This is a genomic window from uncultured Microbacterium sp., from assembly GCF_963521695.1.
Taxonomy (GTDB): Bacteria; Actinomycetota; Actinomycetes; order Actinomycetales; family Microbacteriaceae; genus Microbacterium.
In genome coordinates, this window is sequence record NZ_CAUQWC010000070.1 from 1 (window position 1) to 14914 (window position 14914).

The 14914-nt window shown below is 68.7% G+C and carries 13 protein-coding genes and 1 pseudogene; 12 read left to right on the plus strand and 2 right to left on the minus strand.

Annotated features, from left to right (window positions below):
* Window positions 1-563 (minus strand): annotated as a pseudogene (locus RWP81_RS07250) (hypothetical protein); the annotation flags it as partial.
* 120 nt (window positions 564-683) lie between these two features.
* Here RWP81_RS07250 and RWP81_RS07255 point away from each other — a divergent pair.
* The 12 genes from RWP81_RS07255 (at window position 684) to RWP81_RS07310 (ending at window position 13663) form a co-directional block, all read left to right on the plus strand.
* Window positions 684-2678, plus strand: a complete 1995-nt coding sequence (locus RWP81_RS07255; RefSeq protein WP_314454164.1) for a DUF2264 domain-containing protein — start codon at window positions 684-686, stop codon at window positions 2676-2678.
* Between the two features lie 53 nt (window positions 2679-2731).
* Window positions 2732-4033 carry an ABC transporter substrate-binding protein gene (locus RWP81_RS07260; RefSeq protein ID WP_055951257.1) on the plus strand — a complete coding sequence of 434 codons (1302 nt, stop codon included), beginning with the start codon at window positions 2732-2734 and terminating at the stop codon, window positions 4031-4033.
* Window positions 4034-4101: 68 nt separating this feature from the next.
* On the plus strand, window positions 4102-5046 hold the full coding sequence (locus RWP81_RS07265) for a carbohydrate ABC transporter permease (RefSeq protein ID WP_055951256.1): 945 nt from the start codon (window positions 4102-4104) through the stop codon (window positions 5044-5046).
* On the plus strand, window positions 5046-5999 hold the full coding sequence (locus tag RWP81_RS07270) for a carbohydrate ABC transporter permease (protein ID WP_314454172.1): 954 nt from the start codon (window positions 5046-5048) through the stop codon (window positions 5997-5999). Before RWP81_RS07265 ends, RWP81_RS07270 begins: the two co-directional genes overlap by 1 nt.
* A gap of 2 nt (window positions 6000-6001) precedes the next feature.
* Window positions 6002-6676: a ferredoxin-NADPH reductase gene (locus tag RWP81_RS07275; protein ID WP_314454175.1), complete on the plus strand. Its 675-nt coding sequence runs from the start codon at window positions 6002-6004 to the stop codon at window positions 6674-6676.
* Window positions 6677-6701: 25 nt separating this feature from the next.
* Window positions 6702-7889: a glycoside hydrolase family 88 protein gene (locus tag RWP81_RS07280; RefSeq protein WP_314454178.1), complete on the plus strand. Its 1188-nt coding sequence runs from the start codon at window positions 6702-6704 to the stop codon at window positions 7887-7889.
* Window positions 7886-8794, plus strand: a complete 909-nt coding sequence (locus RWP81_RS07285; protein WP_314454181.1) for a fumarylacetoacetate hydrolase family protein — start codon at window positions 7886-7888, stop codon at window positions 8792-8794. The genes RWP81_RS07280 and RWP81_RS07285 overlap by 4 nt, the downstream gene beginning before the upstream one ends.
* Entirely contained in the window at window positions 8791-9555 is a 765-nt protein-coding gene (gene kduD / locus RWP81_RS07290) for a 2-dehydro-3-deoxy-D-gluconate 5-dehydrogenase KduD (RefSeq protein WP_243223571.1), read from the plus strand. Before RWP81_RS07285 ends, kduD begins: the two co-directional genes overlap by 4 nt.
* Window positions 9556-9585: 30 nt before the next feature.
* Window positions 9586-10434 (plus strand): 5-dehydro-4-deoxy-D-glucuronate isomerase, encoded by an 849-nt coding sequence (gene kduI / locus RWP81_RS07295; RefSeq protein ID WP_314454185.1) that lies wholly within the window; start codon window positions 9586-9588, stop codon window positions 10432-10434.
* Window positions 10431-11330 (plus strand): sugar kinase, encoded by a 900-nt coding sequence (locus tag RWP81_RS07300; protein WP_314454188.1) that lies wholly within the window; start codon window positions 10431-10433, stop codon window positions 11328-11330. Before kduI ends, RWP81_RS07300 begins: the two co-directional genes overlap by 4 nt.
* On the plus strand, window positions 11327-11956 hold the full coding sequence (locus tag RWP81_RS07305) for a bifunctional 4-hydroxy-2-oxoglutarate aldolase/2-dehydro-3-deoxy-phosphogluconate aldolase (protein WP_314454190.1): 630 nt from the start codon (window positions 11327-11329) through the stop codon (window positions 11954-11956). The genes RWP81_RS07300 and RWP81_RS07305 overlap by 4 nt, the downstream gene beginning before the upstream one ends.
* A gap of 30 nt (window positions 11957-11986) precedes the next feature.
* Window positions 11987-13663: a DapH/DapD/GlmU-related protein gene (locus tag RWP81_RS07310; RefSeq protein WP_055951235.1), complete on the plus strand. Its 1677-nt coding sequence runs from the start codon at window positions 11987-11989 to the stop codon at window positions 13661-13663.
* 7 nt (window positions 13664-13670) lie between these two features.
* On the opposite strand, the gene RWP81_RS07315 is transcribed toward RWP81_RS07310, so the two are convergent.
* Entirely contained in the window at window positions 13671-14813 is a 1143-nt protein-coding gene (locus tag RWP81_RS07315) for a substrate-binding domain-containing protein (RefSeq protein ID WP_243223567.1), read from the minus strand.
* Window positions 14814-14914: the final 101 nt, after the last annotated feature.

Genomic DNA, 14914 nt, shown 5'->3' on the forward strand with positions numbered 1-14914 from the left:
CCCACGAGGTGGTCGACCCACGCGAGCTGCGCCGCCACCTCTCCCGCTCCGAGGTCGAGGAACGGCCTGTCCGGGATGGCGAGAACCGAGCCGACGGCGTGGGCGTCGTCGTGTGCCGGCCAGCACCACGAGGTCTGCTCGCACAGCAGCCAGACACCGTCCAACACCTCGTCGAGCCAGCGTCCTTCCTCCGTGACCGCGGCGACGACGACCGCGCGGCTCAGCCGACGCTGACGTTCGAAGACCACCGACTCCCAGCTCTCTCGATCCCCGTCGCCGTGCACGCGTGCGGCTGCGCTCGCGAGCGCAACCGGCCAGCTCGTGCCGAGGTCGTCCGAGGCTCTTGAGAGGACCGCCGCAACGGTGGACTGATCGGCGGTTCCGTGCGCACCCCACACGGCGCGATCGTGCGCGGGCGCGACGGGGAGGGCATCCTCGGGCGGCCGCAGAGTTCGTCGAAGGGCATCGGCGAGGTTGTCGCCGGCACCGACGGCATCCTGGGCGCGCCAGAACTCCGCGAGAACGCCGGAGTACGCGGCGTGTGAAGAAGGGGTGAGCGTCATTGGTCCCATCCTGTAAACGATCAGAAGTGATCATAACAAACGCAAATCGACGTTGCAATGAACGAAATGCGTTGATACGCTCCTGAAACGGTCGCTTGAGGCGAGTTCAAAGGAGATCCCGTGTCCGTTGCATCGCACCCTTCATCCAGCAGCACGACGTCCTCGTCGTTCGCTCCTGGGTGGACGCGCGGTGACTGGACGGACTTCGCCGATCGCCTCCTCTCGGCCGCTCGCGACCACGCATCCGAGAACAACGCCCGCATCACCTTCCCGGGCGCTGAGGGCGGGTACGGCCGAGCCGTCGACGGACTCGAGGGGTTCGCCCGCACCTTCCTGCTGGCCGCGTTCCGGCTCACCGGCGACGACGGTCACGGCCTGGAAGATCTTGCGGCGTTCTATCGCCGCGGCGTCGCGGCCGGGGTCGACCCCGTAGCCGCCGACCGGTGGGTGCGAATGGACGAGCACCCCCAGGCCAAGGTCGAGGCCGCATCGCTCGCCGTCGCGCTCGACATGACCCGGCCGTGGATCTGGGACCAGCTGGACGCCGAGACCCGGCAGCGCGTCATCGACTACCTGGCTCCCGTCGTCGGCGACGACACCTACCCGAAGACGAACTGGCTGTGGTTCCGTGTCGTCGTCCAGACCTTCCTCCGTTCCGTCGGGGGACCGTGGTCTCAGGACGACATCACCGCAGACCTCGCGCTTCACGACGAACTGACGCGGGCGGACGGCTGGATCTCCGACGGGTTCGAGCGCTCCTACGACCACTACGTCGGATGGGCGCTGCACGTCTACCCCGTCCTCTGGCCCCGCATGCGGGGGGCTGCGGACCTCGCGGCCGGGCGCATCGCCGATGTCGCCGCGCTCGACCGCTACCTCGAGGACGCGGTGCGGCTGGTCGGTGCCGACGGCTCTCCCCTGATGCAGGGGCGCAGCCTCGTCTACCGCTTCGCCGCCGCCGCTCCGTTCTGGGCGGGGGTCCTCGCCGGTGTCCGCTCGACGTCCCTCGGGTCCCTCCGCCACGCGGCCGAGAAGGTCGTCCGCCACTTCGTCGACGTCGGCGCACCGGACGAGCGGGACATCCTCACACTGGGGTGGCATGGCGAATGGCGCGACCTCGCGCAGTCCTATTCCGGACCCGGGTCACCGTACTGGGCCGTCAAGGGGCTGCTCGGCGTCATGCTCCCGGCCGACCACCCGGTGTGGGTCGCCGAAGCGCAGCAGCTCCCCGTCGAACGTGGTGACTACCTCTGCGCCGTCGCGGCGCCCGGGTGGGTCGTCTCGGGAACGGATGCCGATGGCATCGTCCGCATCGCCAACCACGGCACCGACCACGCCCTCGAGGGGGCGCTCGTCGGGGATTCCCCGCTGTACGCCCGGATCGGGTACTCCACGGCCACGGCGCCGCTGGCGAACGAGCGAGCGTGGGAGGAGCCTCTCGAGCAGAGCGTCAGCATCGTCGACGGACGAGGCCGTGCCACCCACCGGGCCGCCATGCGCCTCATCGACACACGCGTTCAGAACGACGCCGGTGGGCACGTCGCGATCGCGGCGTCCGTATCCGCCGCACACTGGATCAGCGCGGCCCCGGCCGTGCACCGACACGGCTCCGGCCTGGTCGGCGAGGTGGAAGTGGCCGGCGTCGTCGAAGTGCACTCCCTCCTCCGCGGGCCCTGGGAGATGCGACTGACCCGTGTCGTCTCCCTCGAACCGCATCTGAATGCTCGGGAGCTCCGCGTGCGAGTCGGCGGCTGGGCTGTCTCGGGGGATGACACGGACTCCGACGTCGACGGCGCTCAGGCGCTCGCCCGCTCCGGTGCCGTGCGCAGCTCTCTCGTCGCCCTCCACCCCGAGGCCCGGGCGCGAATCGAACACCGCGTGGATGCCAGCCCCCTAGGTCCCCGGTCCGCCGTCCCCGTCGCCGAGCACCCCCTACTCGTCGGGGAGTGGCTGCACGCCCTCATCGGGCTCGCCGCCGACGACGACGCGCCCAGCGCGCTGTCCGCGTCGGTGGAACATGACGGGACACATCTCGTCACCATCACTTGGCCGGATGGCACGGTCACCACAAGTCGTCTCACACAGACCGGCATCACCACTGTCGCGAGTCGATAATCCCGAGGGTCCCCGAAGGTGGGGTGCCCGACCTTACGAAGGAGTAACCAACAATGAAGCGCACGTACGCTGCCGCAGCCGGCGTCATCACTGTCGCAACGCTCTCGCTCGCCGCTTGCAGCGGCGGGTCCAACGGCGACGCCGCAGAGCCCGGTGGTCCGGTCACCCTCACCCTGTCGGGGTGGGCGCTGGACACCACCCCCGAATTCCAGTTGCTCGCCGACGCGTTCTCGGAGAAGAACCCCGACGTCACCGTCGAGGTGACGGGCTACGACGCCGCCGACTACAACACCCTTCTCACCACGGATCTCGCCGCCGGGTCCGGACCCGACATCATCACCCAGAAAGAGGTGAAGTACCTCCCGACCCTGGTCGAGGGTGGACAGCTCCTCGACGTGTCCGACGTCGCACTGTCGGACGAGATCGGTGGTGCGTCGTCGTACCAGGTCGACGGCACCCAGTACGCCGTGCCCTACCGACAGGACTCCTGGGTCCTGTTCTACAACAAGGCCCTCTTCGCCCAGGCCGGCGTCGCCGAGCCCGACGGGAGCTGGACGTGGGCTGACTACGACGCGGCCGCCGCCCAGCTGACCGACGGTCTCGCAGCGGCGGGCAGCGCCGCGAAGGGCACCTACCAGCACCGCTGGCAGTCCACCGTCCAGGGGTTCGCCAACGCGCAGAAGGACGGCGACATCCTCAGCGGCGAGTACGACTACATGGCCCCGTACTACGAGCGGGTCCTCGCTCTCCAGGACGACGGTGACCAGGTCAACTTCAACACCAGCACGGCCAACCAGCTGACCTATCAGGGCGAGTTCGGCACCCAGAACGCCGCGATGCTCCCCATGGGCACCTGGTACGTCGCAACCCTCATCGCCCAGCAGGCGTCGGGTGACGCCAACGAGTTCGAGTGGGGCATCGCGCCGATCCCGCAGGCTGACGCCTCCACCACCGGTACGGACAACACCCCCGTCACCTTCGGAGACCCGACCGGTTTCGGCATCAACGCGGGGATCGCCGACAACAAGGTGCAGGCGGCCAAGGACTTCCTCGCGTTCGCCTCGAGCGAGGAGGCAGCCCAGTTGCTCGCCGGCATCGGTATCACTCCCGCCCTGTTGACGGACGGGGTCGTCGAGACCTACTTCAGCAACGAGGGCGCGCCGCAGGACGAGCTGTCCCGCTTCGCCTTCGCCGAGCACGACACGCTCCCCGAGAACCCCACGTCGAACAAGGCTGCTGCCATTCAGAACATCCTCCTCGACATGCACTCGGCGATCCTCTCCGGATCGACCCCCGTGGATGCTGCCATCACCGACGCGCAGAACCGCGTCGCCAACGAGGTCGGCCTGGGCTGATCTTCCCGTGGCCGGCTCACCGACGGGTCGGTGAGCCGGCCGCCCCACCTACCTGCCTGGAGGCACTCATGGCGAGCATCGCCGCCACCGACCACGGAACTGCCCCGCAGCCGCCGGTCGCGCCCGACCGTCGCCGACGGTCGCGGCTGAAGATGCGCAACACCCTCGTCGGGTGGAGCTTCATCCTCCCGAACTTCCTCGGCTTCGGCCTGCTGACGTTGGTCCCCATCGTCGTGCTGTTCTACATGTCGTTCACGAACTGGAACGTGTTCGGCAAGGCCGACTGGATCGGTTTCACCAACTACCAGCGGCTGATCGGCGACGGAAGCTTCCAGATCTCCGTCATCAACACCCTTTACTACTCCGCGCTGCATATCCCCCTCACCATCATCGTGTCGCTGGGGCTGGCCCTGCTGCTGAACAACAAGCTGCGCGGGGTCGCCTTCTTCCGCACCGCCGCGTTCTTCCCCTACATCACGTCCATCGTCGCGATCGCCGTGGTCTGGAACCTGCTGTTCAGCCCGGAGTACGGCCCCATCAACGAGGGCCTGCGCTTCCTCGGCATCCAGAACCCCCCGGGCTGGCTCACCTCGCCCGAATGGGCCATGCCCGCCGTCGTCATCGTCAGCACCTGGCGCGACATGGGCTACTACATGATCCTCTTCCTGGCGGGACTGCAGACCGTGCCCCGCGAGCTGCACGAGGCGGCCCGTATGGACGGCGCCAACGTGTGGCAGCGGTTCGTCAACGTCACCATCCCCTGCCTTCGCCCGACGATGTTCTTCGTCACCGTGATGCTGACCATCAACTCATTCAAGATCTTCGATCTCATCCTCGTCATGACGGAGGGCGGCCCCGGGCAATCGACGCTGGTGCTGTCGCAGTTCATCTTCCGTAAGGGATTCGAGGAGAGCCAGTATGGCTACGCCTCCGCGGCGTCGGTCGCCCTGTTCTTCCTCTGCATCATCGTCACTGTCGTGCAGTTCGTGTGGAACAAGAAGCGGAGCACCTGATGGTCGGCACAGTCACCCCCACGCAGGACCTGAAGACGGTCAGCATCGTCGCGCCGCCCCCTCCGCGCCGCGGCCTGTTCCGGCTCGCCAATGGCGGTCAGCGTCCCGTCGACTCCCCGCCCCTGACTCCGGCGCGTCGAGCAGCTCGGACCGCTGGCTACGTCGCCCTCATCGTCTTCGCGGCGGCGCTGCTCATGCCGTTCTTCTGGATGGTCATGAGCTCGCTGAAGTCCGCGAACGAAGTCTTCTCAATCCCCCTGCGGTGGATCCCGGAGACCTTCATCTGGCAGAACTACGTCGACATCTGGTCGCAGTCGAACATCCTCACGTGGATCCGCAACACGCTGTTCCTGTCGGTCGTCGTCACCGCGTTGCAGGTGCTGACCGGCTCGTTCGCCGCCTACGGGTTCGCCCGCATCCGGTTCCCCGGCCGCGACGTGCTCTTCCTGCTCTACATCGGCACCATCGCTGTGCCGTGGCAGTCGTACATGATCCCGCAGTTCATCCTGCTGACGAACTTCAACGTCACCAACACACTGTGGGCCGTCGTGCTCTTGCAGGCCTTCGGCGCCTTCGGAGTGTTCCTCATGAAGCAGTACTACGAGACGATCCCCGAGGAGCTCTCCGAGGCGGCACGGATCGACGGACTCAGCGAGTACGCGATCTGGCGCAAGATCATGCTGCCGCTGTCCGTCCCGGCGCTGGCGAGCCTGACCCTGCTCACCTTCGTGAACACCTGGAACGACTATCTCGGGCCGCTGATCTACCTGCGGAACCCCGACCTCTGGACCATCCAGTTGGGTCTGCGCAGCTTCGTCAGCAACCTCTACGACACCAATTACGCGCTGCTGTTCGCCGGTCTCACCATTTCGGTGATCCCCATCGCGATCATCTTCCTGCTCGGCCAGAAGTACTTCGTCGAGGGCATCGCCACCAGCGGGCTCAAGGGCTGATCATGAAGAACCTCGTATCCCACGACACCTGGTCCGGCATCATCGGGATGCTGTACCTCGGCCTGATCTCCAACGTGCTGCTCGCCGTCGGAAGCGCGCCGTTCCTCATCCTCCTGATGACGACGGATCCCGCGCTCTCCTGGCCGATGCTCGCGCTGACGATGCCCCTGACAGCCCCGGTCATCGCGGCCGTGTTCCGCGCGTTCCGCGAGCACTCGGGGGTGGGACTCGGGCCGATCCGTGCCTTCCTGGCGGGCCTGCAGGCCACCTGGCGCCGCGCCCTGGCCATCGGTGCGCTCGCCTCGATCGTGCTCGTCATCGTCCTCGTCGACGTCCGCTTCCTGTCGGACTCGACCGTGGCGGTGTACACCGTGCCGCTGCTGGCGGTGGTCGCGATCCTCACCGTGAACACCGCCGTGGTCTCGCTCGCCGCGCTGGCCGAGGTGCCCGAGGCGCGGCTGCGCGACCTCTTCAAGGCCGCGCTCTATTTGGGACTCCGACGCTGGTACCTCAGCGCGATCTCGCTGGTGGCGCTGATCGTGCAGGGCGGTGTGTTCGCCTCCGCGCCGGCGATCGGCATCGGCGTCACGGCATCCGCGGCGTTCTACCTCGCCTGGACCAACGCCCGCTACACCCTCCGTCCGGTCCTGGACCCCGCACCCGTTCCCGCACGCTGATCCCCCCACTTCGAGAAAGACGCTGATGACCTTCACCTCACCCACGACCCGGACCTCTCCGGCCGTGTCGACCGAGACGGCCATCGCCGCCGCTGTGGCAACCGTCGAACGCAACACCGCCACTCTCGGGGCCGCCTACCCGGACGACACCACCACCGACAATCGATACCACCCGAGGCCCGCCCACGGACTCGTCCCCGAAGGAGGCAACCGCGGCTGGACGACGAGCTTCCGCACCGGACAGCTGTGGCTGGCGTGGGAGCTCACGGGCAGTGACGTCTACCGGCGCGCCGCCGAAGCCGACGTCGCCGACTTCGGACACCGTGTCCGCAACGAGATCGACCTGGACACGCACGACCTCGGCTTCCTGTACACCCTCTCTTCGGTCGCCGCTCACCGCCTCACCGGTGACGAATCCGCGCGCGCGGATGCGCTTCTCGCCGCGGACCACCTCATGCGGCGATTCCTCGAACCGGCGGGCGTCATCCAGGCGTGGGGAGACCTCTCCGACCCCGTCCAACGCGGCCGGACGATCATCGACAGTCTCATGAATATGCCGCTGCTCACCTGGGCGGCGGAGGAGACCGGAGATGAGCGCTACTCCGACGCGGTTCGGCGCCACTGCGCGCAGCTCGAGCAGAACATCCTGCGGCCGGACGACTCCACGTTCCACACCTTCTACTGGGATGCCGAGACGGGTGCGCCGCTTCGCGGTGCCACCGAACAGGGCGCGTTCGACGAGTCGTGCTGGGCACGGGGCCAGGCGTGGGGGGTGTACGGGTTCGCGATGAACTACGCCGTCACCGGCGATGAGCGGCTCCTCACCGCTGCCCGGCGGTGCGCCGAGTACTTCCTCCGCCACCTGCCGGCTGACGACGTGCCGTTCTGGGACCTCGTCTACACCGACGGCAGCGACGCCCCCCGAGACAGCTCATCCGCCGCCATCGTCGTCTGCGGGCTGCTCGAACTCGCCCAGGTCGAAACCGATGCCGCGCGGGCAGCCGAGTGGGCGGCCCGCGCGCACACCATCCTCGCCTCGCTCATCGCGAAGTACACGCCGGCGACCCCCGAAGACGCGGACGGGCTCATCCTGCACAGCGTCTACGACCTGCCGAAGAACGTCGGTGTCGACGAAGCAACCCTGTGGGGCGACTACTTCTACCTCGAGGCGCTCATGCGCGTCGCCCGTCCGGAATGGAAGAAGTACTGGTGAGGCTCGTCACCCACAGAACGCCATCGGGAACGCGGCCGGGGGCGGTCCTGAGCACCGCGCACGGAGATCGTCTGGTCGATCTGGGCGACGTCGCCGCCGGCGTCTTCGCTCTGATCACCGATGACGAACGGATGCGCGCGGCACGAGCGCGCTGTGCGAGCGCGGTCGTCGAGGACCTGCCCGCTCTCGTCCCCGGTGACCTGGAAGCCCCCATCGTCCCGGGCAAGATGCTGTGCCTCGGCTACAACTACCGCGGCCACACGCCCGACGGTGTCGATCCGACCGCGGACGACCCGGAGTATCCCGACGTGTTCGTGAAGACCCCCAACACCTTCGCGGGGCCGAACGACGCCGTCGTCATCCCCGAGGGGGCGCGCGACGTCGACTACGAGGGCGAGCTCGCCGTCGTCATCCGCACCCGTGCGCGCAACGTCTCGATCGAGGACGCCATGTCCCACGTCGCCGGGTTCACCATCCTCAACGACGTGTCCGACCGCGCATGGCAGCGCCGGCAGAGCCAGTGGGCACTCGGGAAGTGCTCCGACGGGTTCGCGCCCATCGGACCGTGGATCGTCACGACCGATGACGCCCCCGACCCGCAGGACGTCCTGGTCGAGGTCGTCCGGGACGGCGAGGTCACCGTCTCCCAGTCCACCTCGACCACCATCTTCAGCGTCGCCTTCGTCATCTCGCACATCAGTCAGGTCCTGACCCTCGAGCCCGGCGACATCATCTCCACGGGGACGCCGCAGAAGCTCGCCGAGGCTCAGGCGGGTCATCGCCCGCTCGCGCCGGGCGACGCGGTCACCGTACGCATCTCCGGCATCGGCGACCTGACCACCACCTTCATCGCGGCGCCGTCGGAGAGCCCAGCCGCCCCATCGCTCCCGGAGGGCACCGCATGATCCTCGACACGTTCCGCCTCGATGGCAAGGTCGCACTGGTGACGGGGTCGACCCGGGGCCTGGGACAGGGCGCCGCCGTCGCGCTCGCGGAAGCCGGCGCCGATGTCGCGCTCCTCGACCGCGGGGACGCGAGCGACACCGCCCGACTCGTCCGCGCCACCGGTCGACGAGCCCACCTCATCCGTCGAGACCTCGTCAGCGCCACCCCCGGAGAGCTCGCCGGCGCCGTCGACGAGACCCTCGCGGAACTGGGCGGTCTCGACATCCTCGTCAACAACGCCGGCACGATCCGCCGCGCGCCCGCCGCGGAGCACTCGGCGACCGACTGGGACGAGGTCCTGGCCATCAACCTCGATTCCGTGTTCCACCTGTCGCAGGCCGCGGGGCGGCACATGATCGCGACCGGGCGCGGCCGCATCATCAACGTCGCCTCGATGCTGTCGTTCCAGGGCGGCATCCTCGTGCCCGGGTACACCGCGTCCAAGCACGCCGTCGCGGGCCTGACCAAGGCACTCGCGAACGAATGGGCCGCCGCGGGTGTCACCGTCAACGCCATCGCCCCCGGCTACATGGCCACGGACAACACCGCGCCCCTGCGCGCCGACGAGGACCGGGCGGCGTCGATCCTCGCTCGGATCCCCGCCGGCCGGTGGGGCGACGCCTCCGACCTCCAGGGGGCATTCGTGTTCCTCGCCTCCGACGCCGCCTCCTACCTGACGGGCGCCGTCATCCCCGTCGACGGCGGCTGGCTCGTCCGATAACCGCCCCCACCGACCACACAGGAGACTCTCGTGACAGAGACGCACATCCCCCAGCGTTACGCGACCAATCCCGCCCAGATCCCGGGCCTGACCACTCAGCAGCTTCGCGACACCTACCTCATCCCGGAGGTCTTCGTGCCGGGTGAGATCCGGCTGACCTACACGCACCACGACCGGGTGGTCCTCGGCGGGGCCGTACCCGCAGGCGCAGAACTGCGGCTGACCGGATACCCCGAGATCCGGAGCGAAACCTTCCTCGAGCATCGCGAACTCGGCGTCGTCAACGTCGGCGGCGAGGGTATCGTCGTCGCGGACGGCGAGGAGCACACCCTCGTCAAGGGCGCCTGCCTCTACCTGGGACGCGGCGTCGAGGACGTGCGGTTCCGCGACGGCGACGGCGGTGCCGACGGCGCGCAGTTCTACCTCTTCTCCGCGCCCGCCCACACGACGTATCCCACGGCGCTGGTGTCGCCCGGCGAGGGAACGGTGCGGGAACTCGGCGATCAGCTGACATCGAACCGTCGGACGCTGAACCAGTACGTCCACGAGAACGGCATCAAGAGCTGTCAGATCGTCATGGGCGTGACCGAGCTGCATCCGGGGTCCATGTGGAACACCATGCCTGCGCACACCCACGACCGCCGGACCGAGTGCTACCTCTACTTCGACGTGCCCGAGGACGCGCGCGTGGTGCACCTGATGGGCGAGCGCGACGAGACCCGGCACCTGCTCGTCGCCGATCGACAGGCGGTCATCTCTCCCAGCTGGTCGTTGCACTCCGGCGTCGGCTCGGCCGCCTATTCCTTCGTGTGGGCGATGGCGGGCGAGAACCAGGCGTTCGACGACATGGATGCCGCGCCCATCACCGACCTGCGATGAACGCTCCGAGACCCCGCACGCTCCTCGCCGTCGGAGAGACCATGGCGATGATCGTGCCGAGCGTGTTCACCTCGGTCGTGGACGCGGCGTCTTTTCTGGTCGAGGCCGGGGGAGCGGAATCCAACGTCGCGACGCACGTGGCGAGCGCGGGGCACCGGGCGGTCTGGTTCAGCCGCCTCGGCAGTGACCCTTTGGGGCACCGGGTCGCCCAGCAGCTGAGGTCTCGCGGAGTGGACGTGAGCACGGTCGGGTGGGACGACACTCGGCCCACGGGCGTCTACGTCAAGAACCCCGGCGCCGGAGTCACCTACTACCGGCGGGGCTCGGCTGCGTCCGGACTCTCGCGCTCGGACGCGGATGACATCGACCTCGCCGGCGTCGACGTGCTCCACGTGTCCGGAATCACCGCGGCGATCTCCGACACGGCGCGAGAGTTCCTCGAGCAGCTGATGAGACGCGCGCGCGAGGCGGGCGTTCGCATCTCCTTCGACGTCAATCACCGCCTCCCCTTGTGGGACGCAGCAGCCGCAGCACCCGTGTTGCTGGCGCTCGCCCAGCGGGCGGACACCGTCTTCACCGGCCGCGACGAAGCAGAGACCCTCTGGGCGACGGCGACCGCCGACGATGTCCGTGCCCTGCTGCCCGACGTCGACGAACTCGTCGTGAAAGACGGCGATGTCGGCGCCACGGCGTTCACCGGGGAGGGTCGAGTGTTCGTCCCCGCGCTCGTCGTCGACGTGGTCGAGCCGGTCGGGGCGGGCGACGCCTTCGCCGGGGGCTACGTGGCTGCGCTCCTGTCGGACGCGTCGACGCGGGACCGGCTCACGGCCGGGCACGCCTTCGCCGCGCGAACCCTGATGTCCCTCACCGACACCGTGGAAGGAAGCTACGCATGAGTGCCGCGGAAGCTGCTCGACTCGAAGAACTCTTCGCGGGATCCCCGCTGATGGCCATCCTGCGAGGGATGGGGATGGAACGGTCTCTGCGCCTGGCCGAGACGGCCTGGGAGCTGGGAGTGGAAGCCGTCGAGGTTCCCCTGCAGACCGAAGAAGATGAGCGGGTGATGCGCGAGCTGGCGACCCGGGCCGCGGCGAACGGCCGGAGCGTCGGAGCGGGGACGATCCTCCACCCGGATCAGGTCGACGTCGCCCGCGCCGCGGGTGCGGCCTACCTCGTCTCGCCGGGACTCGATCCGCGCGTCGTGGACGCGGCGCGAGCGGCGAACCTGCCGATCCTCCCGGGGGTGGCGACACCCAGCGAGGTGCAGCTCGCCGTGTCGCTGGGCGTGGTGTGGATGAAGGCGTTTCCCGCGACGTGGCTCGGGTCCGGATGGTTCCGGCATATCCGCGGTCCTTTCCCCGACGTCCAGTTCGTCGCGACCGGGGGTCTCGACGCAGCGAACGTGACGGAGTTCCTCGACGCCGGCGTCCGCGTCGCCGCCGTCGGATCGGCTCTCGAGGACGCCGCGCAGCTGGAACGACTCGCGGACGTCCTCCGCTCCCGGGCGTCGCTGACGCATTGACCGGGACACGCGATTCGGGAGGGTGGGGGCATGGGTGGACAGGACGGCGTCGAGACGCTCGGATTCTCTCCGTGGTCTTTTTGGGAGTCGGCCTCCGATGAGGCGAAGCAGTCTCAGAGGGAGCGATTGCTCGCCCTCGCCGAGCGGGGCGACCGCACCTTCGCGGAGGACGCGTTCGTTGCGGACACTGCGGCGGTGGACAACGACGTCCTCCACCTCGGTGAGCGCTCGTACATCGCCGCGGGCGCGTACCTGACGGGCGAACTCATCGCCGGCAGCGACTGCAGCATCAACCCCTACACCGTGATCCGCGGACGCGTTCGCCTGGGCGCGGGCGTCCGCATCGGGGCGCACACCTCCCTCCTCGGGTTCAACCACTCGATGGAACCGGGCACCCCGGTCTTCCGACAACCGCTGACCTCGAAGGGGATCGTCGTCGATGATGACGTGTGGATCGGGTCTCACGTGGTCATCCTCGACGGCGTCATGGTCGGTGCCCACTCTGTTCTCGCCGCCGGCGCCGTGGTGACGAAGGACGTCCCCTCCGGGGCCATCGTCGGGGGGAACCCGGCGAAGTTCATCCGATGGAGAGTGGCGCCGGCCGAGGCGGCGACCCATCGGTCCCGGGATCTGGCGATCCGGTTGCGTGAGTTCGCCGAACACGCCCGCGCCGACGCGGAGACGATCCTCGCTCGTGCCTGGGATGCGGAGTCGGGCGTCTACTCCGATCGTCCCGGGGTGGATCCGTCGTTGCGCGCACACTGCGACGCGGTCGAGGTGGCGCGACTGCTTCTTCCGGGCGCCCCGCCGCAGCTGACCTCCCACCAGCATCGAGCCCGGCTGGCGGCGACGCAGCGCCCCGATGGGCGGATACCTTCCCCCGGCGTGCATTCCGCTCCCGGGAAGCCGTTCGACGACGCCGATGCGGCCTATCACGTGCTGAGTGTCGGCTACGCGATCGACCTGCTCCGGGGTCAACTGCCGCACGCGGTCAGCGAGGCGACGAGGATGACCCCGGCGGACATCTCGGGCTTCTGCGAGTCGCTCCCCTGGCGCACGGACCCCTGGGACGCGGGCCACCGGGTTGACGCTTTGGGAACGGCATTGCACTGGGCGCTTCGCTCGGGACACTCCGTCCTCCCCGGCGCCGTCGAGAGTCTCCTCGGATGGCTGACCACCCGCGCGGACTCCCGAACCGGGATGTGGGGCGATGCGGCATCCGGGGGGGACCTCCTGCTCCTCGTGAACGGCGCCTACCGGACGACTAGAGGAACCTACGCCCAGTTCGGCATTCCGCTGCCGCATCCGACCGCCACCATCGACACCGTCCTCGAACACTCCGCGAACGAGGCCTACTTCACCGCGGAGACCTATGACGCCTGCAACGTGCTGGACGTCGTCCACCCGTTGTGGCTCACCCGGGAAACGGGCCATCGATCAGATGAGACGCAGGCTGTGGCGAGGCGGATGCTGGAGCACACCCTCACGATGTGGGCACCGACGCGAGGGTTCGCCTTCCGTCTTCAGGACTCCGCGGAGCAAGGACGATGCGGGCTGCAGGGGACGGAGATGTGGCTCGCCATCATCTGGTACCTTGCCGACATCCTCGGTGAGTCTCAGCCTCTGGGCTACCGTCCGAGAGGCGTGCACCGGCCCGAGCCGGCCGTACGGATCACCCGCTCGGGCGTGCACATCATGGGGTGGTGACCCCCCGTCACACCGGTGCGGCGGAACCGGCGGGGTCGTGGGGGCCACGCGTCGCACTGGAGCCGCGCGGCCTCAGCTCCGGCAGAAGGAACGTTCGTTGGCGTGGTCGTGTCGGACCGCCGGTCAGTCGCCCGAGCATCAGTTCGACGGCCACGCGCCCGACATCCTGCTTGGGCGGCCGCAGCGCCGTGATCGGCGGTTCCGCGCTCTCCGCCACCTCATCGTCGTACGCCATGATGGCAAGTCGATCCGGCACCTGCCATCCGTTGTCCCGTGCGTACTGCTGCACCAGGACCGCCTGGCGGTCCGAATGGATCAACAACGCCGTCGTCTCGGTCGACAGGCACCGGGAGAGCACCTGCTGGATGACGTCGTCTCGATCGTGGCCGTCCATCGCTTCGAGCGCGAGGTCCTGGTCCACCAGGCTGGTCAGACCGAGGTCCTTCACGGCGCGCTCCCACCCGCGACGCAGCGGCGCGGACGTGGGGGAGTCGACCGAGGTCACGATCCCCACGCGCGTGTGTCCGAGGGAGGCCAGATACTCGCCCGCCAGGATGCCGCCGTGCGTGTGGTCCGTCGTCGCCCACTCCAGCGACGTCAACGCCAGGGATGACGGCGCTCGCCGCTCGGCGAGGACCACCGGTATCGGGAGCGAGGCCAGCCAGTGCAGCAACGCGATGCCGTCGGGCCCGGTGGTGTCCGGTGCGACGATGAGGCCGTGCAGATACCCCGACTCGATCAGTGACGTGATCTGGCGGCGCTGGTCGGCCGGAGAGTAACTCGCCGCACGGAGGATCAGCTGGGATCCGCTCGTGGTCGCCGCCGCACGCGCCCCGATGATGATCTGGGGCCAGTAGTAGGTCAACGACGGCACCACCATCCCGATTCGGAACAGCGGCGTTTCGGCGACGGCGCCCGCGCGTGGCACCGTCGCATCCAATCGGCTGCGCAGCGTCGCGCCGCCGTGGACGCGGGTGAGCAGCCCGCGGTCGGCCAGGGAGGAGATGTCGCGGCGGACGGTCAACTCGGCGACGCCGAGCACCTTGCTCAGTTCGGACACGCGAACCGAACCGGACCGTCGCAGCTCATCCAGGATGCGCTCCTGTCGAGAGAGTCCGAACGCAGGCGAGGCGGGCTTCTGCGCGTCCATCGGACCTCCTCGTCCACCCACGTCGTCTCGATTCTATGCATCGACGTTCGAGCGCGATCGGTGCGAACACCCTGCTCGCCGGATCGGGTGCATCGAGGCCC

Bases quoted from the DNA above. Each gene is read 5' to 3' on its own strand.
- RWP81_RS07300 (WP_314454188.1), top strand. From the start codon at position 10,431: ATGAACGCTCCGAGACCCCGCACGCTCCTCGCCGTCGGAGAGACCATG.
- RWP81_RS07270 (WP_314454172.1), top strand. From the start codon at position 5,046: ATGGTCGGCACAGTCACCCCCACGCAGGACCTGAAGACGGTCAGCATC.
- RWP81_RS07315 (WP_243223567.1), bottom strand. From the start codon at position 14,813: ATGGACGCGCAGAAGCCCGCCTCGCCTGCGTTCGGACTCTCTCGACAG.
- RWP81_RS07265 (WP_055951256.1), top strand. From the start codon at position 4,102: ATGGCGAGCATCGCCGCCACCGACCACGGAACTGCCCCGCAGCCGCCG.
- RWP81_RS07280 (WP_314454178.1), top strand. From the start codon at position 6,702: ATGACCTTCACCTCACCCACGACCCGGACCTCTCCGGCCGTGTCGACC.
- RWP81_RS07310 (WP_055951235.1), top strand. From the start codon at position 11,987: ATGGGTGGACAGGACGGCGTCGAGACGCTCGGATTCTCTCCGTGGTCT.
- RWP81_RS07260 (WP_055951257.1), top strand. From the start codon at position 2,732: ATGAAGCGCACGTACGCTGCCGCAGCCGGCGTCATCACTGTCGCAACG.
- RWP81_RS07275 (WP_314454175.1), top strand. From the start codon at position 6,002: ATGAAGAACCTCGTATCCCACGACACCTGGTCCGGCATCATCGGGATG.
- RWP81_RS07305 (WP_314454190.1), top strand. From the start codon at position 11,327: ATGAGTGCCGCGGAAGCTGCTCGACTCGAAGAACTCTTCGCGGGATCC.
- kduD (WP_243223571.1), top strand. From the start codon at position 8,791: ATGATCCTCGACACGTTCCGCCTCGATGGCAAGGTCGCACTGGTGACG.